The sequence below is a fragment of the Yersinia sp. Marseille-Q3913 genome, assembly GCF_963892745.1.
Taxonomy (GTDB): Bacteria; Pseudomonadota; Gammaproteobacteria; order Enterobacterales; family Enterobacteriaceae; genus Yersinia; species Yersinia bercovieri.
Window position 1 is genome coordinate 14,169 of the sequence record NZ_CAWQAF010000011.1, and the last position, 21,914, is coordinate 36,082.

Below are 21,914 nucleotides of genomic sequence, written 5' to 3' on the forward strand. Positions count from 1 at the left end.
TGATTATCCTATCGTGCTGTTTGACGCACTGGAGATCACCTGACAACCGCACTGGCATTTGCAGCCATCACTAACGACGGCACGGCCTCCAAAGGTTCGTTGTGGCATACCTTCAACGATCGGGTTTGTACCGTGCCCTTCAACAGGGCAGCTCACCATATCGCCTACTAATGCGGCCTTCTTGCCATACACCGTAATTGTGGAAGAGGCGGAAATAACTGAACCGCCATGTGTTGTTTTATCACCGAGTAAAACGAGTCCTCTGGACATAGTTAATTTCCAGGTAAATTAAATTTTTTAAATAGAATGGCGTTTAACTTTTATTTCATTCAGCCAGTTAAAACAAAAAAGGAATGATATTTTGTGGATACAATATTTTTAATGAAACATACCTCATAGATGATTTCAACTTTTCCCTCCGTGATATATAAGAAGCAGGCAGTCCTATGTGTGGATTTTTTAATAACTATTTCATTGAGAGCATTTTTTTCATAATCAGGTACTCTCGTGCGTTCATGTCAAATTGTTCCATCAGGATAGATTATTGTCATATTTGCAGGTTCATCTTTTTTTTGAATTTTCAAGCTTTACAACCTGTTGAATATGTAATGTAGGTTCAATAATTATATTTTTAGTATTGTAAACTCTGTAATGTCTGCTCCACTTTTCGTTTTTTACATTCCCTCCAAACATCTCAATAGAGGTTTCGTTAAATGTATGGTTGATATATATCATGGGGAAAAAATCGGTATTTATATTAAGATTACCGCGTACATCTTTCTTTAGTCCTGGCAATCCTCCTCCGCTATAAAATTCATCATCAAAAGCAAATACATAGCTTGTAGACGTTATATCTTTCCCTTTTGTCAGGGAGGTATTATTAATAAGTTGTAGATCAACTCTGACAGTACTCAGTTTCCATTCGCACTTTCCACCGCCATCTAAAGCAATACGAGCCTCCCAGATATCACCTCTTCCTTGCTGCGTCATCCTTTCGACTCGAGGGTTAAACCCCCGTTCTTTACGGATATGTGATTCAGTGGTGCTGTCATAATCCTCTCGCTGGCATTTGTCCGAGCGGTACAGAACATCCATGGGTGTGACTTCCGTTTGCGGTGGCAACTTAACGGTCACGGTCACCCACTCGGAACTGGCAGGAGGGTTAAGGGTATAATCCGGCCGACTGGTGCAACCGCTCAGAGGAAGTATTAGTGCTAACAGACTAAGGCAATTAGATAATTTCAATTTCATCCTCCGTGATATATAAGAAGCGGGCAGCCCTATGTGTATATTTTTTAATAACTATTTCATTGAGAGCAATTTTTCATAATCAGGGATAATCGTACGTTCATGTGCAATTTTTCCATTTGGATAAGTTATCGTCATTCCTGCAGGTTCGCTTTTGCTTTTGGGACTTTCAAGTACAACAACTTTATTCATATACACAACAGGTTCTATAAATATATTTTTAGTACCATAACTCCTGTAATGCCTACTCCATTTTTTATATTCCACATCGCCGCCGAATAACTTCAATGTTTGCTTATTAAGTAGGTTATTAATAAATATCATAGGAAATAATTCTGTCTTTAAGTGTAAGTCACCATGGACTTCTTTTTTTCTGCCTGAGCCTTCTCCTCCGCCATACGCCTCATCATCGAAACCAAATACATAACTCGCTGGAATAATATTTTTCCCTGATGTCAGCGGTATATTTTTTACAGGTTGAATATCAACTCTGATGGCACTGAGTTTCCATTCACACATACCACCACCATCAAGAGCAATACGGTTTTGCCAGATATCGCTTCCTCCCTGCCTTATCATGCTTATGACCTGGGGATTCTTACCTCTATCCATACTGACATGAGATTCTATTTTTTCATCGTAGACCTCTCGCTGGCATTTGTCCGAGCGGTACAGGACATACATGGGCGTGACTTCCGTTTGCGATGGCAACTTAACGGTCACGGTCACCCACTCAGAACTGGCAGGAGGGTTGAGGGTATAATCCGGCCGATTGGCACAACCGCTCAGAGGAAGTATTAGTGCGAATAGACTAAGGAAATTAGATAATTTCAATTTCATCCTCCGTGATATATAAGAAGCGGGCAGCCCTATGTGTATATTTTTTAATAACTACTTCATTGAGAGCAATTTTTCATAATCTGGATTGACATGAGGAATCTCCTCTTTACTGCCGTCAGGGTAGGTCGCAGTAATATTTCCCGGTGGAGATACGGGACTTTCAAGCACAACAATCTTATTTATATGCAGATTAGGCTCTATAAATATCTTTTTCCCATTGTAAATTCTGTAATGCCGGCTCAATTGCTCATACCTCACATCTCCTCCGAATAATTTCAAAGTGGTTTTATTGAAAGCATGATTAATAAATACCAGAGGGAATAAATCTGTTTTAAAAAGTAGATCACCATTAGTGTTTTTTACCTTTCCGGCATCGAACCCACTGCCATAACCATCGTTATCAAAATCGAAAACATAATTTGTTTCGATAATACTTTTACCCTGAGCCAAAGAATTGCTACTTGCTAACTTAATTCCAACTCTGATTGCACTGAGTTTCCATTCACACCTACCACCGCCGTCTAGAGCAATACGAGCCTCCCAGATATCACCTCTTCCTTGCTGCGTCATCCTTTCGACTCGAGGGTTAAACCCCCGTTCTTTACGGATATGTGATTCAGTGGTGCTGTCATAATCCTCTCGCTGGCATTTGTCCGAGCGGTACAGGACATCCATGGGCGTGACTTCCGTTTGCGGTGGAAGCTTAACGGTTACGGTCACCCACTCAGAACTGGCAGGAGGGTTGAGGGTATAATCCGGCCGACTGGCACAACCGCTCAGAGGAAGTATTAGTGCTAACAGACTAAGGCAATTAGATAATTTCAACTTCTTCTCCCACAACGGATTTAAAACGAATAAGTGCATTCTCACCACCAGGTGTCTTCTTAGTGATATCCAGTGCGCTACCTAACATTTTCTGTAGAGCCAGAAACATCCGGTTACGTGTCAACTCTTCCACAGGCGTACTGTCGACATACTGATTCATTTGTAGTTGAAACGCATCTCGCCTGGTCTTACGCTGCATTGCCAACTCTGGCCAAGCAGACTCCAGTAGCTGGTTATTAAGAAATGGCAGATATTCACTTGCCATCGAATGACGCATGGGGTTCGTCATATGGTCAAACTTAGGGTTAGTATTCCGCGGGAAAATTCGCTGCATATCCTCTCCGGGGTATTCACGAACAAACGCTTCCTGCGCTTCTTTGGCCTCTACATTCTCCGTTTCTGACAGAGAAGGTACCAGGAATAACTTGGCCTTACGTGGCAGACTGTAGCTAAGGCGGCGGCAGGTATTTGGGTTCATCATCACCTGGCATTCTTCAGATGAGTGGGTCTGAGTTGTGCGGAAGAACACCACCGGCTTTCCGTGGTGCCAGTAATGTTCCCCAACGTAAGCACCGACCATCTGAGTGGGCAGTTCCGCAAGCAGCGTCCAGAAAAAACCCAACGTGCTACCGAGAGGGCCAAATTTCCCATACAGCCAGTTATCCATATCCGCATCAAACGGCACGCTAGTAATGGTGTCGGTATCATTAACATGCCGGTAGTGCGTTATTTGATACAAACTCCCCACCGCATCAGCGGTAAAGGTCCGCGGCATACCGTAGGTATAAAGAAGAGGCTCTATAGCCTTCATTTCGGCAGCATAAGTCAATCCCAGCGCACCACCAAGGCTGTGACCACAGATAAATAATTTCTTTCCTTTGGCTAAAGACTCTTCAATCGCATTGAATTTAGTGTCGAATGTCTGTTTTGCCAGCTTGTAGGCCTCAAGGAAACCACCATGAATGCATCCTGCTTTTGCCAGTTCAGTAGGGCAGGATTGAGGTGAAAATGCCCCATCAGTTAACCAGTCGGGAACCTCTTGTGTACCGCGCCAGGCAACGACCAAATGTTCTGCGCACTCCACGTAAAAAAATTGAGTACTGTCAAGCAGAGGCTTGGATGACCCTGGAGTATTCACACTTTTAGAGTCCAAAAATTCGGCAGTGATATAGCGTTGGCTGAATGGCACATCTATAGCAAGTGCGTACGGATATGCAGGTGACTCTTCATGTCTTGGCGTAGTGGACAAGTCCAGACATTTTTCAAGGAAAAAAGATTCTACGATACGTTTTTCCGCATAAGCCATATTAGCCATTAAGCCAAGGTTATAGCCGTTAGCCAGGGAATAATCTTTTGTATTATGCAGTGCCAGCACCCACGCCCTAAACGGACAAATTTCAATAACGTACCGCTTCTCAAGATGTTCTCGGCCAATCTCCAGGCCTTTCAGCGACTTGTCCGGCGGAAAATGAAACCGGGGTAGTGTTTTTCCTGTCCACTCTTTAATTTCCGGCGCACGGTCACAAAGCTCTCCAATCGTGGCGTAATGGTACACATATCCTTGCTGCTCTGAGCTTATCTGCACATTTGAGCGCCAATCGGAATTGTCTTTCTTATTGACTGTTTGCCTACTACGGGGATTGCGGGTAATACCCAGCGGGCGCGTCTCCATTTCGTCCGCCAGCTTCTGGGCATCTATTGTCAGGGTCAGGTCAAGCCAGTGAAGTTGATCTATTCTGATGAGCCCATTACTGTCGCTTTGGCCTTCATTACTGCTCGAATGTTTACACCGGGTTGCATCGTTTTCAACTTTGTAAGGCATGCCAGCAACGGGTTTACCAAGCTCGTCAACGAGCTGAATTTCCACCCAATATTTTTTTTGCTTGCCGGTAAACGCATCCGGGCTCTTAGGGCATATTGAAGTAAATGCCGTTGAATTAGTCATTATAAATTCCCTTTATTGAGCATTCTCAGCCGTTCTCGTCAAAGCAAAAGAACCAAATTTCAGTAATTCAGAGATAATAAGGACAGCGATTAAAAGTAAGATGCCGTTGGCATGCAGTTGTTTTAACAGCCAGGGGGCGAATGAAAGTGAGGGAACAACTAATAATAAACGGAGTGGGATCTGTGCGAAAACCAATAAGCGAACCCTTCCCCAGCCGACAAGAAGTAATACAGCAGAAAATATGATGGAAATAGTTAATAAGAGCGATAGCGTAAACATCACAAGCGCTGACATTCCCTGTTGAGGAAGTAATTGGCTGAAACTGGCAATATCATCAATGAGTGGAATGCGGCCCTGCTCAACATTAAGCCAGATAAATCTAACAATATAAAAAACATCCAGCACACCCCAAAATAAACATACTTTCCTGAAATTCAATTTCATGTTCAGTCCTTTTTCTCATACACGTCATCAGCAACTACAGGCATCCAGTGCCACGATTTTCCACCAACAGCCCAACCATCATCTCCCTCCAGGAATGTTTGCGTAATCTTTCTTTGCGCACCATAGCGATGAATAGCCGAAGTATTCGTTATCTCTTCTGTCGCATTAGAAGGCAAAGATCGCCATTCCTGGATTTTATCCCTCTTCGTGTTCATGTAGTCTTTTCCATCAGAGCCAAACACTCGCCCTTCATCGCCCATTGATGTCAGTCGATTGATGGCCATAATTGCCGTATTTTTTAACCCATGGTAATCATGATCTAACGTGATCCAGAATCCGGGACCTTCTGCGGGCAATTCATCGGGGAAATCTATCTGAACACTAGTTGGCATTGCAGTATTGATTGGCGGGGTTTTACCTGCAGCATCAGAGACACCTTCAAACACATCACCCTCCCCTGTGATGACCTTGTATCGAGTAAAAGGTTTTATCTCGCCTGACTCTGGATCTTTCAGAGTAAAGTTCTCTTTATAACCTTTTGGGAAAATGACTGGCGGAGTTTCCAGTGTCGCGGGCCCTGTCTGGTCAACGTTTGCTGCTTTAAGCAATATATTCCCTGGGCAGCCCAGTTCGATGCTTCCGCCACTGAGTTTTATATACGCCCCACCACAACTGAGGATCAGCTCCTTACTGGCATTAACCTGCACGCTGCCTTCTGAACTACTGATAGTGACATCTTGCAACGCAGATGCATTAAGCACATCGCCCTGAGCTTGAATATCAACCTTTCCATTTCCGGCGAATAGTTGCATTCCAGCCTCCTGAGCAAACAGACTGACGGTATCACTGGCAGCCACGGTAAATGACCTGCCAGCACTGATATCCGTATTTTTGCCTGACATAAAACCAATACTTTCACCACCGGACGCTAGACGAATCGCTTTCGCGCTGACAATACCAATGCCTTCCGGTGCATGCGCCAATATTCCGGCCTCACTCAGTCCCTCTAGTGCGTTGTTCAGTTGTAACTGACTGTCTGTTTCCCCCGGAGTAGCTTGTGCCGCCTGAGCTGCTTTGTTCAGGCTTTTTGCCAGTGACAACGCCTGCTCCAACTGCCGGATAGCCTCCTGCATATCGAGCATCTGCCCCTGCGTATGAGGCTGTTTATCCGCACTGATAAATACCCCTTTGCCCCCCCGTACCGCTACCCAATCATCCGTTCGCAACTCGGCACCCTCACCACGAAGGACTCGCTGAGCATCCACGTTGTGCCCGAGGTTCAACTGGGTCTTGCCGCCGTACTCGGTACTCAGCTTGATGTGCTCTTCGCCGCGCTTGTCTTCCATACGCAGCTTGTTGAAAGCAGGCGTGCGGATCACGTTGCGGGTATTATTTTTCTCGGTGACATGGTCGGTATGACGCGAATCGTGCAGGGCATGGGCGATATACGGGCGGTCTGGATCACCGTCATGGAAGGCTATCGCTACCTCGGTGCCTTGTATCAGCGGGAAGTGGATACCGTACACATCGCCACCGTAAGGTTTGGCGAGTCGCACTGGCATACTCTCCTGCCCCTGTGCCTTATCGTCCTGGTCTGCATCAAATTTCACCCGATATAGTCCGGAGGTATCCTGCCAGGCATAAATATCGTTCGACTTCGCACTGGTCACGCGTGCCATCATGGTGCCGCTGACTTTTGGACGTGGAAGCAATGCCGGACGCCAGCACAGGGTTTCACTGTAGGGGACGGCTGCGATAGTGACTTTCAGTGCATCTTTACGGCTGGCGCTGAACCCAGTGCGTACCACGACCATCGGTTGTGTCAACAGCTCCGGCAGCGAGGACGGGATTGATGTGTCGGTTACCGTCAGCACCTGAGCAGGACGCAATGTGGGATCGGTACTGAAGCCGGTGATCAGCGTTTGTGCTGATAAAAAACGTTCATGGTCAAGGCGGGCAAGGAAGTTACCGGTTTCCGCTGTAGGGTCGATTTTATCGCCGGTATCCAGATGGCGCGGTTTGTAGTGATACACGTCGCCATAGGTCGTTCCTTCACCGTCGCCGCGCGTCATGTCTGCTCGGGTGGACTGCAACACTTTCTGCGCTTCACGGTAGTTGTAATCTTTGGCAGTAACGCTGGCTTGCACCACACTGTGCCGCACACTCAGCCCCCAGACCGAATCCATTCCACTGCCACTCATCCCTGACGGGCTATTCAGCGGCAAGGATTTACCAAACTCATAGGCACTCTGCTTATCGACAAAATGCACCACTTCGGTCTGGGTGTCCGGCTGCAGGGTAAAGAAGTAAAATATCCCCATCTCGGAGAGCAACCGCTCAATAAATTTAAGGTCTGTCTCTTGATACTGGTTTATTTGCTCACGTTTTGGGTAGGTCTGTTTCAGGACAAACTCATATTCCCAGTCCTTGAAACCATGTTCCTGAAGTATCTGCCCGACAACTTCAGGTACCGATTTATTGACAAAAAAACGGTGCGTACGGAATTGTTTATTTAGCCGAGCGAGGAAAGGCTCTACAATAATTTCGTACTTAACCTGATCACGTGAACCTGATATTCGTCTAAAATGTGTAATTACACCGTGTACCACTTTTCCCGTCATCGGGTTGAGCAAATCCCCCATACCCATGTTTAATGTAGCTGGTTTATTCAAAAATAATTCAGCGGTGAGATCGGGGTGAAGAGAGGTAAATTTAATTGTGTAATGATACAAAACACTTATTTGCTCAAGGCCATTAAAGTCCTCAACATCCAGCGGGTAAGAGCAGGACGGAATATTTAGGCTGTAGCGATTAAGCGTTGCTCCAGTCAGTTCGGATAAAAGATTCATTTTCGGTTTCCTGCCCCTATATTTTCACTATGCTGTAGAACTAATAAAGATTAGGTGATTGAGCGTTATTAGTAGTAATCATCCCATTTCCTTTGAATGTTAGGGTAAGTAATGCGGAAAATTAAATATCCTAAGATGGCCAATAAACATGCTCCTCCCCCCCAGTAAAATCTATCATCACTGCTTGATAGAAAAAAAAACCAAAGAGAAGAGAGTACGCCAACCATTGTTATGGTAGAACCAACTGCACAAACAATATTTGACATCAAAATTATTACTATTCTTTTTATATTCATGAGTAGTTTATACTTTCAAGTGGTTAGTGATTATCAAACTCATTTTGGATTTTATTTAATCCAAATCTAAAGGCTAAGAACCCAATATAAGCTTGGAGTAAGCAATATAAGCCCCAAAGTATTCGATAATTATCATCAGAAAAAATAAAAAACCACACGCCCCAACCTATACCTGTTGAACCTAAACCTAATCCTAGCCAACGCACAGTCATGGATAGTGCGATAAGGGCCTTTTTCTTCAAGTTATTAGACCACCAAAAAAGTATTCACAAATTTTATTAAACTCTTCCGGAGAGCGGTCATCGACTTCGCATGCTTTTTCGAATGGCTTTACCGTATCTTCAACAAGAAAATAAAGAAGGTCCAAATCACCCAACCCTCTCAATTTATAGTACATCATAGGGCTCCTTTCCCTTAGATATCTGGATGTGTAGATTGCTCTGGAGGTTTCTGCACCGACAGAGATCAATGCACCGATTGCAGTTCCTGATAAAAGTGCAGCCACAGCACGAGTTGCAATTACGTTACCAAGATTGACTCCCGTCAATTGGGAAAATAAAATCTTTCCTATTGAACTCCCAGCAATATTTTTTACGAGGTTAGTTATATCGATGCGTGAGGAGAAGTCATTCATAAAGATGCCAATAATTTTCTCAATTACTTCTCTATTAATCGCCCCTGATTTTATTAGTTTTGCTATTCTCATCTTGTCATCAAAATTATCGCTTCGATGATCAGTATCCATAAAATCATAGCCAAGATAGTAAAAACTAACGGGGAATGAAATAAATCCTTTCGCCACGGCACCGAAAAATCCTGAACCATCAACATTAATAGCATCCAGCATATCTCGGGCAATTTCTTTAGCACTGTCCATAATCGTTATCCTTCGCCTCCGTCAAACTCCAAGGTGATCCCTTCGGCTTCATCCCAGCCCAAGGTCAGCGAGGTGGTGCGCTGTTGCTCGCTCATGCGGCTCAGCAGTTGCTGGCTCAGCACCGGTAAAATCTGCTGATTCAGCAAGCTGTCGATGTTGCGCGCCCCGGTGTCCGGCAGCAGGCAGGCGGTGACCAGCTGGTCGTACAGGCTTTCCTCAATCGTGCAGTGCAGGCCGTAATGTTTGTTCAGACGCTTGGCGACTTGTGCCAGTTTCATCTCGACGATGGTACGCAACGCGGTGGCATCCAGTGGCCGGTAGATCAAGGTCTGGAAGCGGGCCAATAGCGCGGGCTGGAAATGGTCGCGCAGGATCGGGCGCAGCAGCTCGTGTAAATCACTGTGCGTCGCTTCCGGTTGTTCATCGAGCAATTGCATCAGATGATCACTGCCTAAATTGGCAGTCATTAGGATCACGCTGTTACGAAAATCAATTTCGCGCCCTTCGCCGTCGCGCATAAAGCCACGGTCAAATACCTGATAGAACAGGTTAATGACATCGGCGTGCGCTTTCTCAACTTCATCGAGCAGCACCACGCTGTACGGGCGCTTGCGCACCGCCTCGGTGAGAATACCGCCCTGACCGTAACCGACATAACCCGGTGGCGAGCCTTTGAGTTGGGAAACAGTGTGCGCTTCCTGATATTCGGACATGTTGATGGTGATCAGCGATTTCTCACCACCGAATAGTGTGTCGGCCAGTGCCAGCGCAGTCTCGGTTTTGCCCACCCCACTGGGGCCAACCAGCAGGAACACCCCCAGCGGGCCATTTTCGGAGGTCAGGCCGGTTTTGGCGGCGCGCAGCCGTTGGGCCATCTCAACCAGCGCCACATCCTGACCGACCACCCGGGTGGCGAGGTGGTTTTCCAGTTGCAACAAATCAGTTTGTTCGTCTTTCAGCAGACTGCTCAGCGGGACGCCGGTCCAGTCAGCGATAACTGTCGCCACCGTGCGCACATCAACATCCAGCGACAGCAGCGGCGCACTGCCCTGAATCTGGCTGAGTTCTTCCTGCAACGCGGCCAGATGTACCGCGTTGGCGATATCCTGACGCGCGTCAATAATCAAGGTGGTCAGCCGCTTCTCTGCTGCATATTGCTGTTCGAGCTGCTGTTGCCCAACCGCCAGCTCGGCGCGGCGTTGGTCAATCTCAGATAAGCGCGTTGAACCGATACTCGGCAGCAGGAGTAAGTCCTGTTCGATGGCCTGTTGCTCCATCGCCAATGCAGCCAGTTCGGCGTTAATTTCCATCAGCGCGACCGGTAGCGTGTCGATGCTCATGCGCACCCGGGCACCGGCGGTATCGAGCAGATCCACCGCTTTATCCGGTAGTTGGCGGCCGGTCAGGAAGCGCCGCGACAAGGTAACCGCCGCAGTGATAGCAGAATCCAGAATATGCACGCCGTGGTGCTGGGCGTAGCGGCCCTTTAAGCCGCGCAGCATCAGGCTGGCTTTGGCGTCGTCCGGCTCGTCAACTTTCACCATCTGGAAGCGGCGCTCCAGTGCGGCATCGCGCTCAAAATACTGCTTGTACTCCGACCAGGTGGTGGCAGCGATGGTGCGCAACTCACCACGCGCCAGTGCCGGTTTGAGCAGGTTGGCCGCATCTGCGCCACCCGCCTGATTACCGGCTCCGATAATGGTATGGGCTTCGTCGATAAACAGCAGCACCGGTGTTGGCGATTGTTGTACCGCCTCGATAACATTTTTCAGCCGCTGCTCGAACTCACCTTTGACCCCCGCCCCGGCTTGCAACAGGCCCAAGTCCAGAGTGCGCAGGCTGACGGTTTTCAGGCTATCCGGCACGTTACCTTCGGCAATGCGCAGCGCCAGCCCTTCAACCAGCGCGGTTTTACCCACACCCGGTTCACCCACCAGAATCGGGTTATTTTTACGGCGGCGCGACAGGATATCCACCATCTGGCGGATCTCGGTGTCGCGACCAAAAATCGGGTCAATCTGCCCGGTTTTCGCTTTAGCAGTCACATCGAGGGTAAATTTATCCAGCGCCGCTTGCAGGGCGTCATTGAGTTGGGGCTGACCGCTGGCAGAGGGGGTGGTCGCTGCCTCATCGATCAGATTGACCGGGCTGTCTGCCAGTGCCGCTGCCTGCTGAACTTCAGGGCGCTCGTCTGATTGGCTGTCCAGCAGCGGTAACAGACGGTGTAACTGGGTGGTACTCAGGCTGAGCAACGGCCAGGCGGCATCGGCGGCCAGTAATGATGGCGAATTTATCAGAGCAGATAACAGATGAACGGAACGCACCGCATCGGCATCTTCCTGTAGCGACGCATCCAGCCAGGCACTTTTGATCAGTTGCTGTAACGCAGCTGACAACTGGGGTTTGCCCTGCACCGTGCGCGGCAAAGTCTCCAGATGGGCCAGTAATCCCTGCCACAGGCTGTCCATGTCCCACTCATAACGCCGGGCAATCACCGTGATATCGCCTTCACCCTGTTCCAGCAGTTTCAACAACCAATGTTCAACGGTGATCTCGGCATGGGCACGGGTCTGACACAGGGTTGCAGCACCGGCCAGTGCCTGCGCGCAATAGGGATTTAACCGACGTAATAAGTGTGCTGAATGCGTTGTCATAAATTCTTCCTTGTATGCGAAACCTTTACAAAACCGGATAAGTAAGCCGGTTTCAGCTGGCGTTATTAATAGCCTGATAAGACTGGCGTCAGGCACGCTACCGCCCATAGCCATAAACCGAGGCCCATAAGGTCATCTGATAAAATGTGTATGCGTTTAGCTGAATACTGATGCGCCGATACTTAGCTAAAAGCACAAAAAGCAGGCGGCGAACCGCCTACTTGCGGGGTTACCCTAAATAATTCGTGTTGCAGGCAGGCGGCAAGTGAACGAATCCCTGGGAGCATAGATAACTATGTGACCAGAGTGAGCGAACGTAGCCAACGCACCTGCGGCGCGAAGAATGACGGGTAATTACGCGGTAGCGCGTTCGTTCCATGAATCGGAATGAATGATGTTGCCGTCTTTGAAGGTCCAGGTGATTTTTTCGTAGCGCAATTCCACCAGTTCCAGGTGATTGTGCTTCTCTTTAGCCGGATCTTTGACGTCGTGCATTTTCGGCGCGACTTTGACCACTTTGACGTTTTCCAGTTTGGTGTTGAAATATTCAACTTCCTGACCAGCGTCATCAATGCGGTACCATTTAAACTCGGCGGTTTTCAGGGTCTGACCGGTGGTCACCGCTTTATACAAATAAGGGGTAGACGCATCGATCTCTTTGGTGAAAACAAATGGGGTATGGATACGGGTACCGGTCAGCTTGCCGGTATTGTTATCCGTTGGGATGTACAGGTTATGGTCCTGTGCCACAATCTCAATGCTGCCTTCACGGCTTTGTACATCAACAGAACCCTTGATGTCCGCACCGCCATCGTCTTTCAGCCACAGATAGACTGGAATTGCCATGTAAAACTCCTTGTTACTTATTGAGTGAGGCCGCGTGTTCCTGCGACCGGTTTACTGTTTCTGGCACCTGACAGGCATCAGCCTGCGGTACCAGACTGATTTCGACACGGCGGTTGAGCGCACGGCCCGCTTCCGTATCGTTAGATTTCAGAGGACGACTCTGGCCATAACCCTGTACGGCAAAGCAGCTTTCCGGAATATCCCCGGTATCGCGCATCCAGTTGCGTACCGATTCCGCCCGCTTAAGCGACAGAGTCTGGTTGGACTTATCATCACCCGTGATATCGGTGTGACCCGCCACCACGATCAGCCAACCCGGTTTGGCTTTAATCCCGACCAGCGCATTGATAAGCACTTTGGTGGAGCCAGGCTTGAGCATTGATTGCCCCACGTCAAACAGTGACAGGCTATCCAGACGGAGGGTTTTGGGCCCCTGAATAATTTGATTAATCACCGGTGGTGGTGGTGGTGGAGACGCCCAGCTATTGATAGCAATGTAAAGCGGAGCCCGCAGTCGCAGCCCCTGATACAATCCCAGCGACAAACGCATGGGTGCACCGCGACGTAACCAGTCATCCAGCAGATGTGCATCCGCCCGTAGTTGCTGTTGGGCCAGAGTTTTAGGCGCTGGAGGCGTGCCAGTGAGCCGGTTATACTGCGACAGATGATCATCAACGCTCTGGACCAGCCGCTGGTTATTGATAAAAGAGGCCAGCAGGGCAAACAGTAAAAATACCCCGCACAGCACGCCAGCCATCTGCCAAACCTGCATCAGGCGGGAGACGCCGCGACGACGTGGCAGATAAGGCAGCAGCACGTCTGGCAACGGCAGACACTCTGGCTCTGGGGTCGCCACCGGGGTCAGCGTGGTTATCCCGCGAATGTGGGTCTGCCACAGATTCTCCTGATCCGCCGCAACCGGGGTAAAGCAGTAGCACCAGGCGCACGGGGTCAGCGCAGGGACATCCCCTTGCCGCTGTGTCAGGATGCTCAGAACCTGTTCATCAAGCCAGGACAGAAGACTCTCCATCCAGAATACCGCGCTCAACCTTTCCTGAACGTTGCGGTCTTGATGCTGGCTCCATTCAACCAGCGGCATGATCCCTGCCCCCGGTTCCTGAACCTGAATACCCTTTTGCCCCGGAGTGACCGTGTACCAGCGCTCTACCTGCTCTGATGAAACCGCTGGCGGTGAAAGCCAAGTGCTTATCCAGACGGGAGGGATCCCCGCAAGCCACCCTTTGCACTGCACGATGGCTCGTTGCCAGGCCCGCACAGATTGTGAAAAATCATCCCGGTCCTGATGCCGCTCCGGCACGATGGCCAGTAACACCGAGATCTGGGCAATCAGTGCCGGGCGTTCCGCCGCCAGATGTTGCGCGAGGATCGGCAGTTGTTCTGGCAGTTGCACGGCCAGATACCAGCCTTGACGGGTTTCTCGAAAAGATGCAGAAGTAGAAAACAGGGCATTGCTATCACCACAAACCAGTACCACCGCGCCCTGAAAACCTTCCGGTGGCAGCGTTGAGTCTGCAATGGACTGGTGAGCCACTTTATTGCGGTTGTGTTTACGCCACTGCAAATAACCGACACCCCCGCTGAGGGTGACAGCCAGCATACTCAATGCTACACGGCTTCCGGTTCCCAACGGCCAGAACCCCAGAATAAGCCACAGCGCCAGGCAGGTACCCAGCAGCAACAGGAGTAACGGTGTTAATCCGCGCATCCGCTAGTGCATCCCGGTCAGTTGAGACACCATGCGCGTCAGTTGGCTGGACAGCGTGAACCACAGAGCGGCCAGTATTACGACGCCCGCGACCCACGAAAACCAATAGGTTTTGCGCCCGGAGCGCAGACGCAGTGAGCGCGAGACCAGCGGAGTTTCCTGCGAAGAAGTAAACGGCGGCACCAGCAGACTCAGCTTACGCACCACATCTTCTCTGCGCTCGTCGCCCTGTTCACGATAGCGACCGGCAAACCCGAGGGTCAATGCACGGTAAAAACAGGTCAGCACTGCCGTGTCTGGGGCGGGTTCCTGCAACACCGTGCGGATCCGCTCCCACAGCTCTTCACCTGCGTTCAGGGTATTGAAGTAGCGCGCCTGAAGTGGGTCTTTCAGCCATTTGCTATAGCCGCTGTCCTGTTTCTGGCGGTTCAGCACGCTTTCATCCAGTAACGCACACTGGGTGTACAGCATATGGTCACAGCTGATGTCGCTGAAACCGGCACGCGACAGCGTCTCGCGTGCGCCATCAATCCACTCACAGGCACGACGATACAAGGCTTCGCCATCTTCAACTTCCTGCCCATTACGCAACTGACTGACCATCAGCCAGCAGGGATAAAAGGCCGCATCAACGACAGAGGTAGTTATTTTGCTCATGAGCGCAGCACCGCAAACAGTTCGAGTTTGATATCACCCAGCGATCCTGGGGTGTAGAAAGCACAGTTACCCGCATCCAGCATGGCCTGCGCCGCTGGCCCCGTGAGATCGAGGGCAAAATACTGATTCTCCAGACGCAGCGGGATAGCCGCCGGAACATGGGACAGCGGTTTCATCGCCACACCGTTCAGCGCCACGTTGACCACATCGGACACATCCTCAACACTGCCCGCTTTACACAACAGCGGGAACTGGGTTTGCAGCAGATGATTGAGGATTGAAGAGCGCACGGAGAGATAGAAATCAGCCCCTTCACGCAGGCGGCTATCGTGCAATGAACCGGTCCAGAATTGGCCCTCGTGAGTCAGTTCAATCGCCACCATACGGGACGGCAGGCTGGCTTCGAGCAAGGCATCAAGTAAGGTGAACAGCGGCGGGAAAACCTGCTCCGGCGCGTCATGTTGATACAGCGGAATGTCTTCGGCTTTATGCTCAAGGGAAAAGGTCAGCAAGCTACCGGCGAGACGGACCAGTTCGCGATAGAACAGTTCGGGATGGCGGGAAGGCGTTTGGTACAGCTCCATCAGTACCGGCTCGGCACTGTTTAACGCATTCAGCAACCAAAACAACGACACATCGGCCACCGCAAAATCGGCCATCCGTTCGTTACTTTCACGCCGCATAGCCATCAGACGACGCCGACGCGCCTGTAGACGGTGGACTAAATCCCCCAGTTCAGTCAGCACCACCTGACTTGCCGCCAGCGACAACATCGGCGGGATAAAACTCTCATCCTGCATCCACTGCCCCTGGGCATTGCGCATCAAGCGCACCACCGGACAGGTCAGATAAGCACTGTTTTCCTGATGAGCAAAACGCAGCGTGACCCCATGGCGCATTATCGCCAGTTCAGTGCGCTCATGACCGGCCAGCTCCTGTACCGTGACCCATTCCTGCTGCCAGCGGCGAGGGCGCGCGCTGTCCTGACCATCATCCAGATTGCCACCATTGGCCGACAGCAACGGTAATGCCAGTACCACATCGACCACATCACGGTCTGACACCGCAGACAAATCACAGGCGGGAGGCAGGTTATCCGCCCGTTCAGAATCAATCAGCGTGCCATCAGGGAAGCGAACCACTAGTCGCAGCGCATTCAGGCGGGAAAGCGCCAACGACCCACGGTCAAATGCCGCATCAATGACCCCCCATGGGGATGCCAATGTCATATGTGCCACGCTGTCTGCCACATAGGCGTCCCAGCGGGCCTGTTGCTGGAATTGTTGTGGGGCCAAAAAGGCCCCGTCGTTCCATAACGGACGATAAATCTTCATGGGTACTTCCTTGCGTACAATCATGCCCAACGTCATTGGTGTTGCAGCTAGACGGCAACTGAACGAATCCCCCAGTCATTGACTAACGTCAATGACTGGGGGAGAGAAGGCAGCCAACACGCTGCAACTTCAAGGACAAAGGGCAATCAGGCTTTCGCCTTCGGCATCTGGGAAACCAATGACAGATTCACGTCCATACCTTCAACCTGGAAGTGCGGCACCGCATACAGCTTCACGCGGAAGAAACCGGGGTTGTCTTCGATATCTTCCACCGTGACTTTTGCATCACGCAGCGGATGGGAAGCCTGCAAGTCATCACCCGGATCAGTCATTTCCGTCACCAGCGTGCGGATCCAGTTATTCAGCTCCAGCTCCAACAGACGGCGGTCTTTGGTGGTGCCGATGTTCTCGCGCTGAATAAGCTTCAGGTAATGGGCAATGCGTGACAGCAAGAAGATGTATGGCAAGCGGGCATTAATACGGCTGTTGGCAGTGGCATCAACGGTGTCATACAGCGCCGGTTTCTGGGCAGAGTTGGCCGAGAAGAAGCACGAGTAATCACGGTTTTTGTAGTACGACAGCGGGATAAAGCCCAGGTTGGCAAACTCAAACTCGCGGGTTTCCGGGATCATCACTTCTGACGGGATTTTCACCTGATTACCGGTACCCAAATCGTACAGGTGAATAGGCAGGTTGGTCACCGCGCCACCGGCCTGCGGGCCACGGATCTGCACACACCAGCCATTTTTGATGAAGCTTTTCACCATGTTGGCAGCAAAGGCAAACGAGGCGTTGGTCCACAGATAACGGTCATGGTCCGGCCCTTTCACCTGCTCTACGTAGTTAAAGCTGCGTACCGGCACCGTGTCCGGGCCGTAAGGCAAGCGCCCCAGCACGCGCGGCATGGTCAGGCCGATATAGCGGGAATCATCTGAGTCGCGGAAGGCTTTCCACTTGATGTATTCGGCACGGTCAAAGTAGTTACCGATATCTTTGATGGCTGCCACTTCTTCCATGTTCTCTTTACCAAAGAACTCTGGACCCACTGAGCCAATAAACGGCATATGGGCTGCTGCCGCGACCTTGGAGATATTGCGCAATAACGCGATATCTTGCGGGCTACGGTCAAACTCGTAGTTGGAGATAGCGGCGGCAATCGGCTCGCCACCGGGGGTGTCGTATTCCTGAATGTAAGTCTGGGTGTAGAGACCGCTTTGCACGATTTCAGGGGCGTCTTCAAAATCCTGCACCAGATGATCTTTACTGATATCCAGCAGTTCGATACGCACATTTTGACGGAAATCGGTTTGATCAATAAGGGATTTCACGCCACGCCACGTGGACTCGACACGTTGAAAATCAGCGTGATGCATCACCGCATCCAACTGGCGACTGATTTGGTCATCCAGTGCCGCAATGTGGCCATCCAGCAAGGTTTTATCCAGCTTTTCCACTTTTTTGGACGATTGCTTCAGCAAATCTAAAAAGACACTGACGGCGGCAGTAACACGCTCATCAGTGGTGGCATCGGCCATGGTATCGTTGTTCTGGAAAGCATCCAGCCCCGTCAATGAGGAGACCGGGCTCAGGTTGATTTTTTCAAATAAAGAGGCATAAACCCCCTGGGCTACGGGACGGTTTTTCTCTAATACGGTCGTCGCAGTACCCTGCGCAGCATTTTCCTGTACAGACATCAGCATATTCCTTTTCTTCTTTCTACAAGCAGCCAATCCGGCGATTAACAGTCTTTGGGGGCCAATGCCGCCAGTTCAGCACGCAGCTCATCGCTCAGTGCTTCGTCTTTAAGGATATTTTCCAGCTCACGGCGGAAAGTGGCGTTGTCCAGCAGATTGGATTTGAGGTCACGCAGCAGATTGCGCATTGCCAGCAAGGCGCGCAGTTGCGGGATTTGACGGGCGACGTTTTCCGGTTCGAAATCTTTCATGTCACGGAAGGTCAAAGCGACAGCAGTATCAGTGTTATCCCCTGCCAGCGTGTCAGGGACTGAGAGTTTCAGGCTCGGTTGGAACTCAGCCAGAACACTGTTAAAATTGTTTTTGTTGATATTGAGTTTTTCACGTTCCGACAGCGGGCGCTGTTCCTGGCCGTTGCTGTAATCACCCATCACCAATAACTTTAAAGGCAACTCCATTTTCTTTTGAGCGCCACCTGTATGCAGGTCAAGCTTAATATTAATGCGTGCTTTAGGTATCTCATTTTGGAAGCTTGAAGAGGACATCGATTTTCCTTATTAGGGGAAGGAAACTTAAGAAATCCACCGCTGAGAAAATGAATAAAAATAATCTACATTACCCTGCACAACATTCACCGCCCACTGATTGACTCAGCGTGCATTAAAGTAAAAGTACTCTTTGTAGATATCCCTATCCATTCATCGGATGGCATGAAACAGTATCAGACAGGTATTTTTCACACGCATTAGCATATCAATTAAATACCGATGCGCGCAGTGTAGAAACATTAGTCATTTAACACCAATTAGTTAAATGTAACAAAAAGTAAAATTTAAAGTTTCAAAAATATCAGAACATCACACTGATGTATAAGACATTTCTTACTATGAAAATGTAACACCTTACGATTAAAGAGATTAATAAACATCATAGAAATTGAACTGAAAGTTTCTGAAACCAATTGTAGGAATATGCCTACAAATATTCCCTTCAATAATGTGATGTTTATTCGGAGATATTTTATAACCAGATAGGATCACAATAAGCTTATCTATTATTACCGTGAATCAGTTAACCTCTAATAACCTAAAAATGACTTATCGATAGACAACGTAATTGTGTATTACAGTGAGTCCACAAAGAGATGTGAGTGACAACTTATGCAAATGAGCCACCCATTAACGTTGGGAAATACATTCGCCAACATTCAATGAGTTGAGGCAGAATATTCTGTTTGAGTATAAATGTACCTAAGAAACAGCTGATAGGGCAGTCAGGTCAAACGGGGCAGCTTTAGGCCAGATGAATAACATTCATGAAAACGTTTAAGTAAGCTGGCGAAATCAGACTCTAAATTGGCAAGGCGCTTGAATGTCAGGCAGCCATTAAGTTAGCTGAGAGTATCGGGTCCGGCAAACCATCTCGATGGCTGCCAATAGTACATTCTGCTAATTGATCCTGTGGGTGAAGCAAAAGACTCACATCATCAAATGAGGGTCCTGCTGACAAAAGTCGGCCAGATGATCAATTAGAGCCCGGACTCTGGCCGGAACATACCGTTGCTGCGACCATACCGCATAAATTTCCCGGGGGGCACCCTGCCATTCCGGTAATACTCTGACCAGTTCGCCGCGCTGGAGTGGGTTATGGCACAAACTCAATGGGCAAAACAGAATCCCTAATCCCGCCAGCGCCGCCTGTAGCGCCAGATAAATGCCATTAACACAAAATTTCCCCTGCGGCTGCCAGCGCACGGTTTCTCCATTCTGGCGGTGTTGCATCACCCAGGTTGATAATGGCGCACTAATTACCAAGTCGCGTAGCCTCAGCTCATCCATAGATTCAGGAATGCCGTTCTTCGCCAGATAATCAGGCGAGGCGACCAACAATATCTCCTTGCTTTGCCCCAGTTTTCGCATATTGAGTAATGAATCCGGCTGAGCACCCACGCGGATCGCCACATCAGCGCCGCTACCAATCAGATCCTGAGTGTAATTGTTCAATTCTAGCTCAAGCCGAACTTCAGGGTACCGCGTCAAAAACGACACCCAGGCGGGAGCCAGATTATCATTGGCTAAATCCGCTGGAGCCAGTATCCGGATCAGGCCACTGATCTGATGCAATGTAACGTCCAGCTTCGCCGTGGCTTGCTGTAAAGAATGCACCAGCGGGCGACACTGTTCGTAATATTGCCAGCCTTCACTCGTCGGTGTCATGCGCCTGGCGCTGCGGTGCAGCAAGCGGCAACCTAAATGCTGCTCTAGCTTCTGTAAGCGGCGCGTCAGCGTAGATGCCGGAATCGCGGCTTTTTCCGCAGCAGCCCGCAAACTTCCCATTTCTACAATGCTCACAAATAGGGCTAATTCATCCAGCATAATTTCATATTCGGAATTTAAGATTGAATTTATCAACCTAGTTTCATTAATCAACCTTGTCTAGAATTTATCACTGGTTGTTCTGAACACATTCTTCCAAGGTCATGTATCTGATCGAGATGTAAAGCTCGCCTGATTATCAATCATCACGTTTATCTCAATAGGAAATACCCATATGCAAAGTTATCGTTTCAAACAGTTTGGCAATATTGAGCACTTAGAACTTCACCAGGAAGATATGCCGATACCTGAGGCCAGAGAAGTGCTCATTCGGGTGCGCGCCACGTCGCTGAATTATCGCGATCTGGCCATTATGAATGGTGAATACACCTTACCGTCTCGCCCGGGGCATATTCCGCTCTCCGATGCCGCCGGTGAAGTGATTCAAATTGGCAAGCGGGTTGAACGTTTTAAGGTCGGCGATCGGGTGGTGAATACCTTTATGCCGCGCTGGTTTGGCGGTACTTTTCAAGCTTCAGCACGCGCTGAACTTTATGGTAGTGACCGCGATGGCTGGCTGACTGAATATAAAGTGGTTAGTGAGGAATCACTATTATCATTACCCGACTACCTTAGCTTCGAACAGGGAGCAACTCTTCCCTGCGCGGCAGTGACCGCGTGGGCGGCACTCAACGGCGATAGACCGGTTAAAGCCGGTGAGACGGTTTTAACCTTAGGCTCGGGCGGGGTTTCACTGTTTGCTATCCAGCTAGCAAAAGCAATGGGTGCAAGGGTTATCGCCACCACCTCGAGTGAAGCCAAGAGCGCACAGTTGAAAGCACTGGGTGCCGATGAAGTCATCAATTATGTTCAACACCCTGAATGGAGTGAAGAAGTTCTGCACTTAACTTCTGGGCAAGGGGTTAATCGGGTAGTCGAGGTTGGTGGCCCTGGCACGTTGAATCAGTCCATTCGCTCCATCTGCATTGGTGGTGAACTGGCGCTGATTGGATTTGTCGCTCGGGATGCGGTGGCAATAGATTTCTTCAGCCTGTTTAAAAGTTCAGCACGCTTTCGGACGATCAATGTGGGCTCACGTGAAGATTTCGAACAAATGAACCGGGTATTAGTGCAACATAAAATAATTCCCGTCATTGATAGCGTTTTTCCTTTTGTCGAAGCTAAACAGGCATGGCAGCGTTTTGATTCACGCCAGCATGTGGGAAAAATCGTTATCAGTCATTAGCTGTTATCACCTTTGGTAGACTGGATCTGCGGTATATAAGGATTTTACATCCATATCAAAACCAGTAACTCTCAACTCTTCAAAGTAATGTGTCAAATCTGGTCGCGACTAATAGACA

At 49.4% G+C, this 21,914-nt stretch carries 18 protein-coding genes; 1 reads left to right on the plus strand and 17 read right to left on the minus strand.

Annotated elements, in window-relative coordinates:
• Nucleotides 1-3: 3 nt before the first annotated feature.
• From AACW11_RS05215 to AACW11_RS05295, 17 genes are all read right to left on the minus strand, one after another.
• Nucleotides 4-270: a PAAR domain-containing protein gene (locus tag AACW11_RS05215; RefSeq protein WP_212583919.1), complete on the minus strand. Its 267-nt coding sequence runs from the start codon at nt 268-270 to the stop codon at nt 4-6.
• Nucleotides 271-561: 291 nt separating this feature from the next.
• Entirely contained in the window at nt 562-1,095 is a 534-nt protein-coding gene (locus AACW11_RS05220) for a hypothetical protein (RefSeq protein WP_212583920.1), read from the minus strand.
• A gap of 207 nt (nt 1,096-1,302) precedes the next feature.
• A complete protein-coding gene (locus tag AACW11_RS05225; RefSeq protein WP_249192675.1) occupies nt 1,303-2,082 on the minus strand; it encodes a hypothetical protein in 780 nt (259 codons plus the stop codon).
• 57 nt (nt 2,083-2,139) lie between these two features.
• Nucleotides 2,140-2,763 carry a hypothetical protein gene (locus AACW11_RS05230; RefSeq protein WP_249192676.1) on the minus strand — a complete coding sequence of 208 codons (624 nt, stop codon included), beginning with the start codon at nt 2,761-2,763 and terminating at the stop codon, nt 2,140-2,142.
• Nucleotides 2,764-2,899: 136 nt separating this feature from the next.
• A complete protein-coding gene (locus tag AACW11_RS05235; protein ID WP_212583921.1) occupies nt 2,900-4,858 on the minus strand; it encodes a lipase family protein in 1,959 nt (652 codons plus the stop codon).
• Nucleotides 4,859-4,870: 12 nt separating this feature from the next.
• Nucleotides 4,871-5,302, minus strand: a complete 432-nt coding sequence (locus AACW11_RS05240; RefSeq protein WP_212583922.1) for a hypothetical protein — start codon at nt 5,300-5,302, stop codon at nt 4,871-4,873.
• Nucleotides 5,303-5,304: 2 nt separating this feature from the next.
• Entirely contained in the window at nt 5,305-8,151 is a 2,847-nt protein-coding gene (locus tag AACW11_RS05245; RefSeq protein WP_249192677.1) for a DUF2345 domain-containing protein, read from the minus strand.
• 319 nt (nt 8,152-8,470) lie between these two features.
• Nucleotides 8,471-8,689: a hypothetical protein gene (locus AACW11_RS05250; RefSeq protein WP_143707649.1), complete on the minus strand. Its 219-nt coding sequence runs from the start codon at nt 8,687-8,689 to the stop codon at nt 8,471-8,473.
• Complete coding sequence (locus AACW11_RS05255) at nt 8,686-9,324, minus strand: hypothetical protein (RefSeq protein ID WP_005272261.1); 639 nt, start codon at nt 9,322-9,324, stop codon at nt 8,686-8,688. The genes AACW11_RS05250 and AACW11_RS05255 overlap by 4 nt, the downstream gene beginning before the upstream one ends.
• Nucleotides 9,325-9,329: 5 nt before the next feature.
• Nucleotides 9,330-11,978 carry a type VI secretion system ATPase TssH gene (tssH, locus tag AACW11_RS05260; protein ID WP_212583923.1) on the minus strand — a complete coding sequence of 883 codons (2,649 nt, stop codon included), beginning with the start codon at nt 11,976-11,978 and terminating at the stop codon, nt 9,330-9,332.
• Nucleotides 11,979-12,332: 354 nt separating this feature from the next.
• Nucleotides 12,333-12,824 carry an Hcp family type VI secretion system effector gene (locus AACW11_RS05265; protein ID WP_002210014.1) on the minus strand — a complete coding sequence of 164 codons (492 nt, stop codon included), beginning with the start codon at nt 12,822-12,824 and terminating at the stop codon, nt 12,333-12,335.
• Between the two features lie 13 nt (nt 12,825-12,837).
• Complete coding sequence (locus AACW11_RS05270) at nt 12,838-14,550, minus strand: OmpA family protein (protein WP_212583924.1); 1,713 nt, start codon at nt 14,548-14,550, stop codon at nt 12,838-12,840.
• A gap of 3 nt (nt 14,551-14,553) precedes the next feature.
• A complete protein-coding gene (gene tssL, locus AACW11_RS05275; protein WP_212583925.1) occupies nt 14,554-15,207 on the minus strand; it encodes a type VI secretion system protein TssL, short form in 654 nt (217 codons plus the stop codon).
• A complete protein-coding gene (gene tssK, locus AACW11_RS05280) occupies nt 15,204-16,541 on the minus strand; it encodes a type VI secretion system baseplate subunit TssK (RefSeq protein ID WP_212583926.1) in 1,338 nt (445 codons plus the stop codon). The genes tssL and tssK overlap by 4 nt, the downstream gene beginning before the upstream one ends.
• Before the next feature lie 146 nt (nt 16,542-16,687).
• The gene (gene tssC / locus AACW11_RS05285) at nt 16,688-18,241 is read right to left on the minus strand and encodes a type VI secretion system contractile sheath large subunit (RefSeq protein WP_212583927.1); all 1,554 of its coding nucleotides are present in this window, start codon (nt 18,239-18,241) and stop codon (nt 16,688-16,690) included.
• A 38-nt stretch (nt 18,242-18,279) separates the two neighbouring features.
• Nucleotides 18,280-18,780: a type VI secretion system contractile sheath small subunit gene (gene tssB, locus AACW11_RS05290; protein ID WP_042819838.1), complete on the minus strand. Its 501-nt coding sequence runs from the start codon at nt 18,778-18,780 to the stop codon at nt 18,280-18,282.
• A gap of 933 nt (nt 18,781-19,713) precedes the next feature.
• Nucleotides 19,714-20,610, minus strand: a complete 897-nt coding sequence (locus tag AACW11_RS05295; RefSeq protein WP_212583928.1) for a LysR family transcriptional regulator — start codon at nt 20,608-20,610, stop codon at nt 19,714-19,716.
• 175 nt (nt 20,611-20,785) lie between these two features.
• Between AACW11_RS05295 and AACW11_RS05300 the strand changes: the two genes are divergently transcribed.
• On the plus strand, nt 20,786-21,796 hold the full coding sequence (locus tag AACW11_RS05300) for a zinc-dependent alcohol dehydrogenase family protein (RefSeq protein WP_212583929.1): 1,011 nt from the start codon (nt 20,786-20,788) through the stop codon (nt 21,794-21,796).
• Nucleotides 21,797-21,914 lie beyond the last annotated feature (118 nt).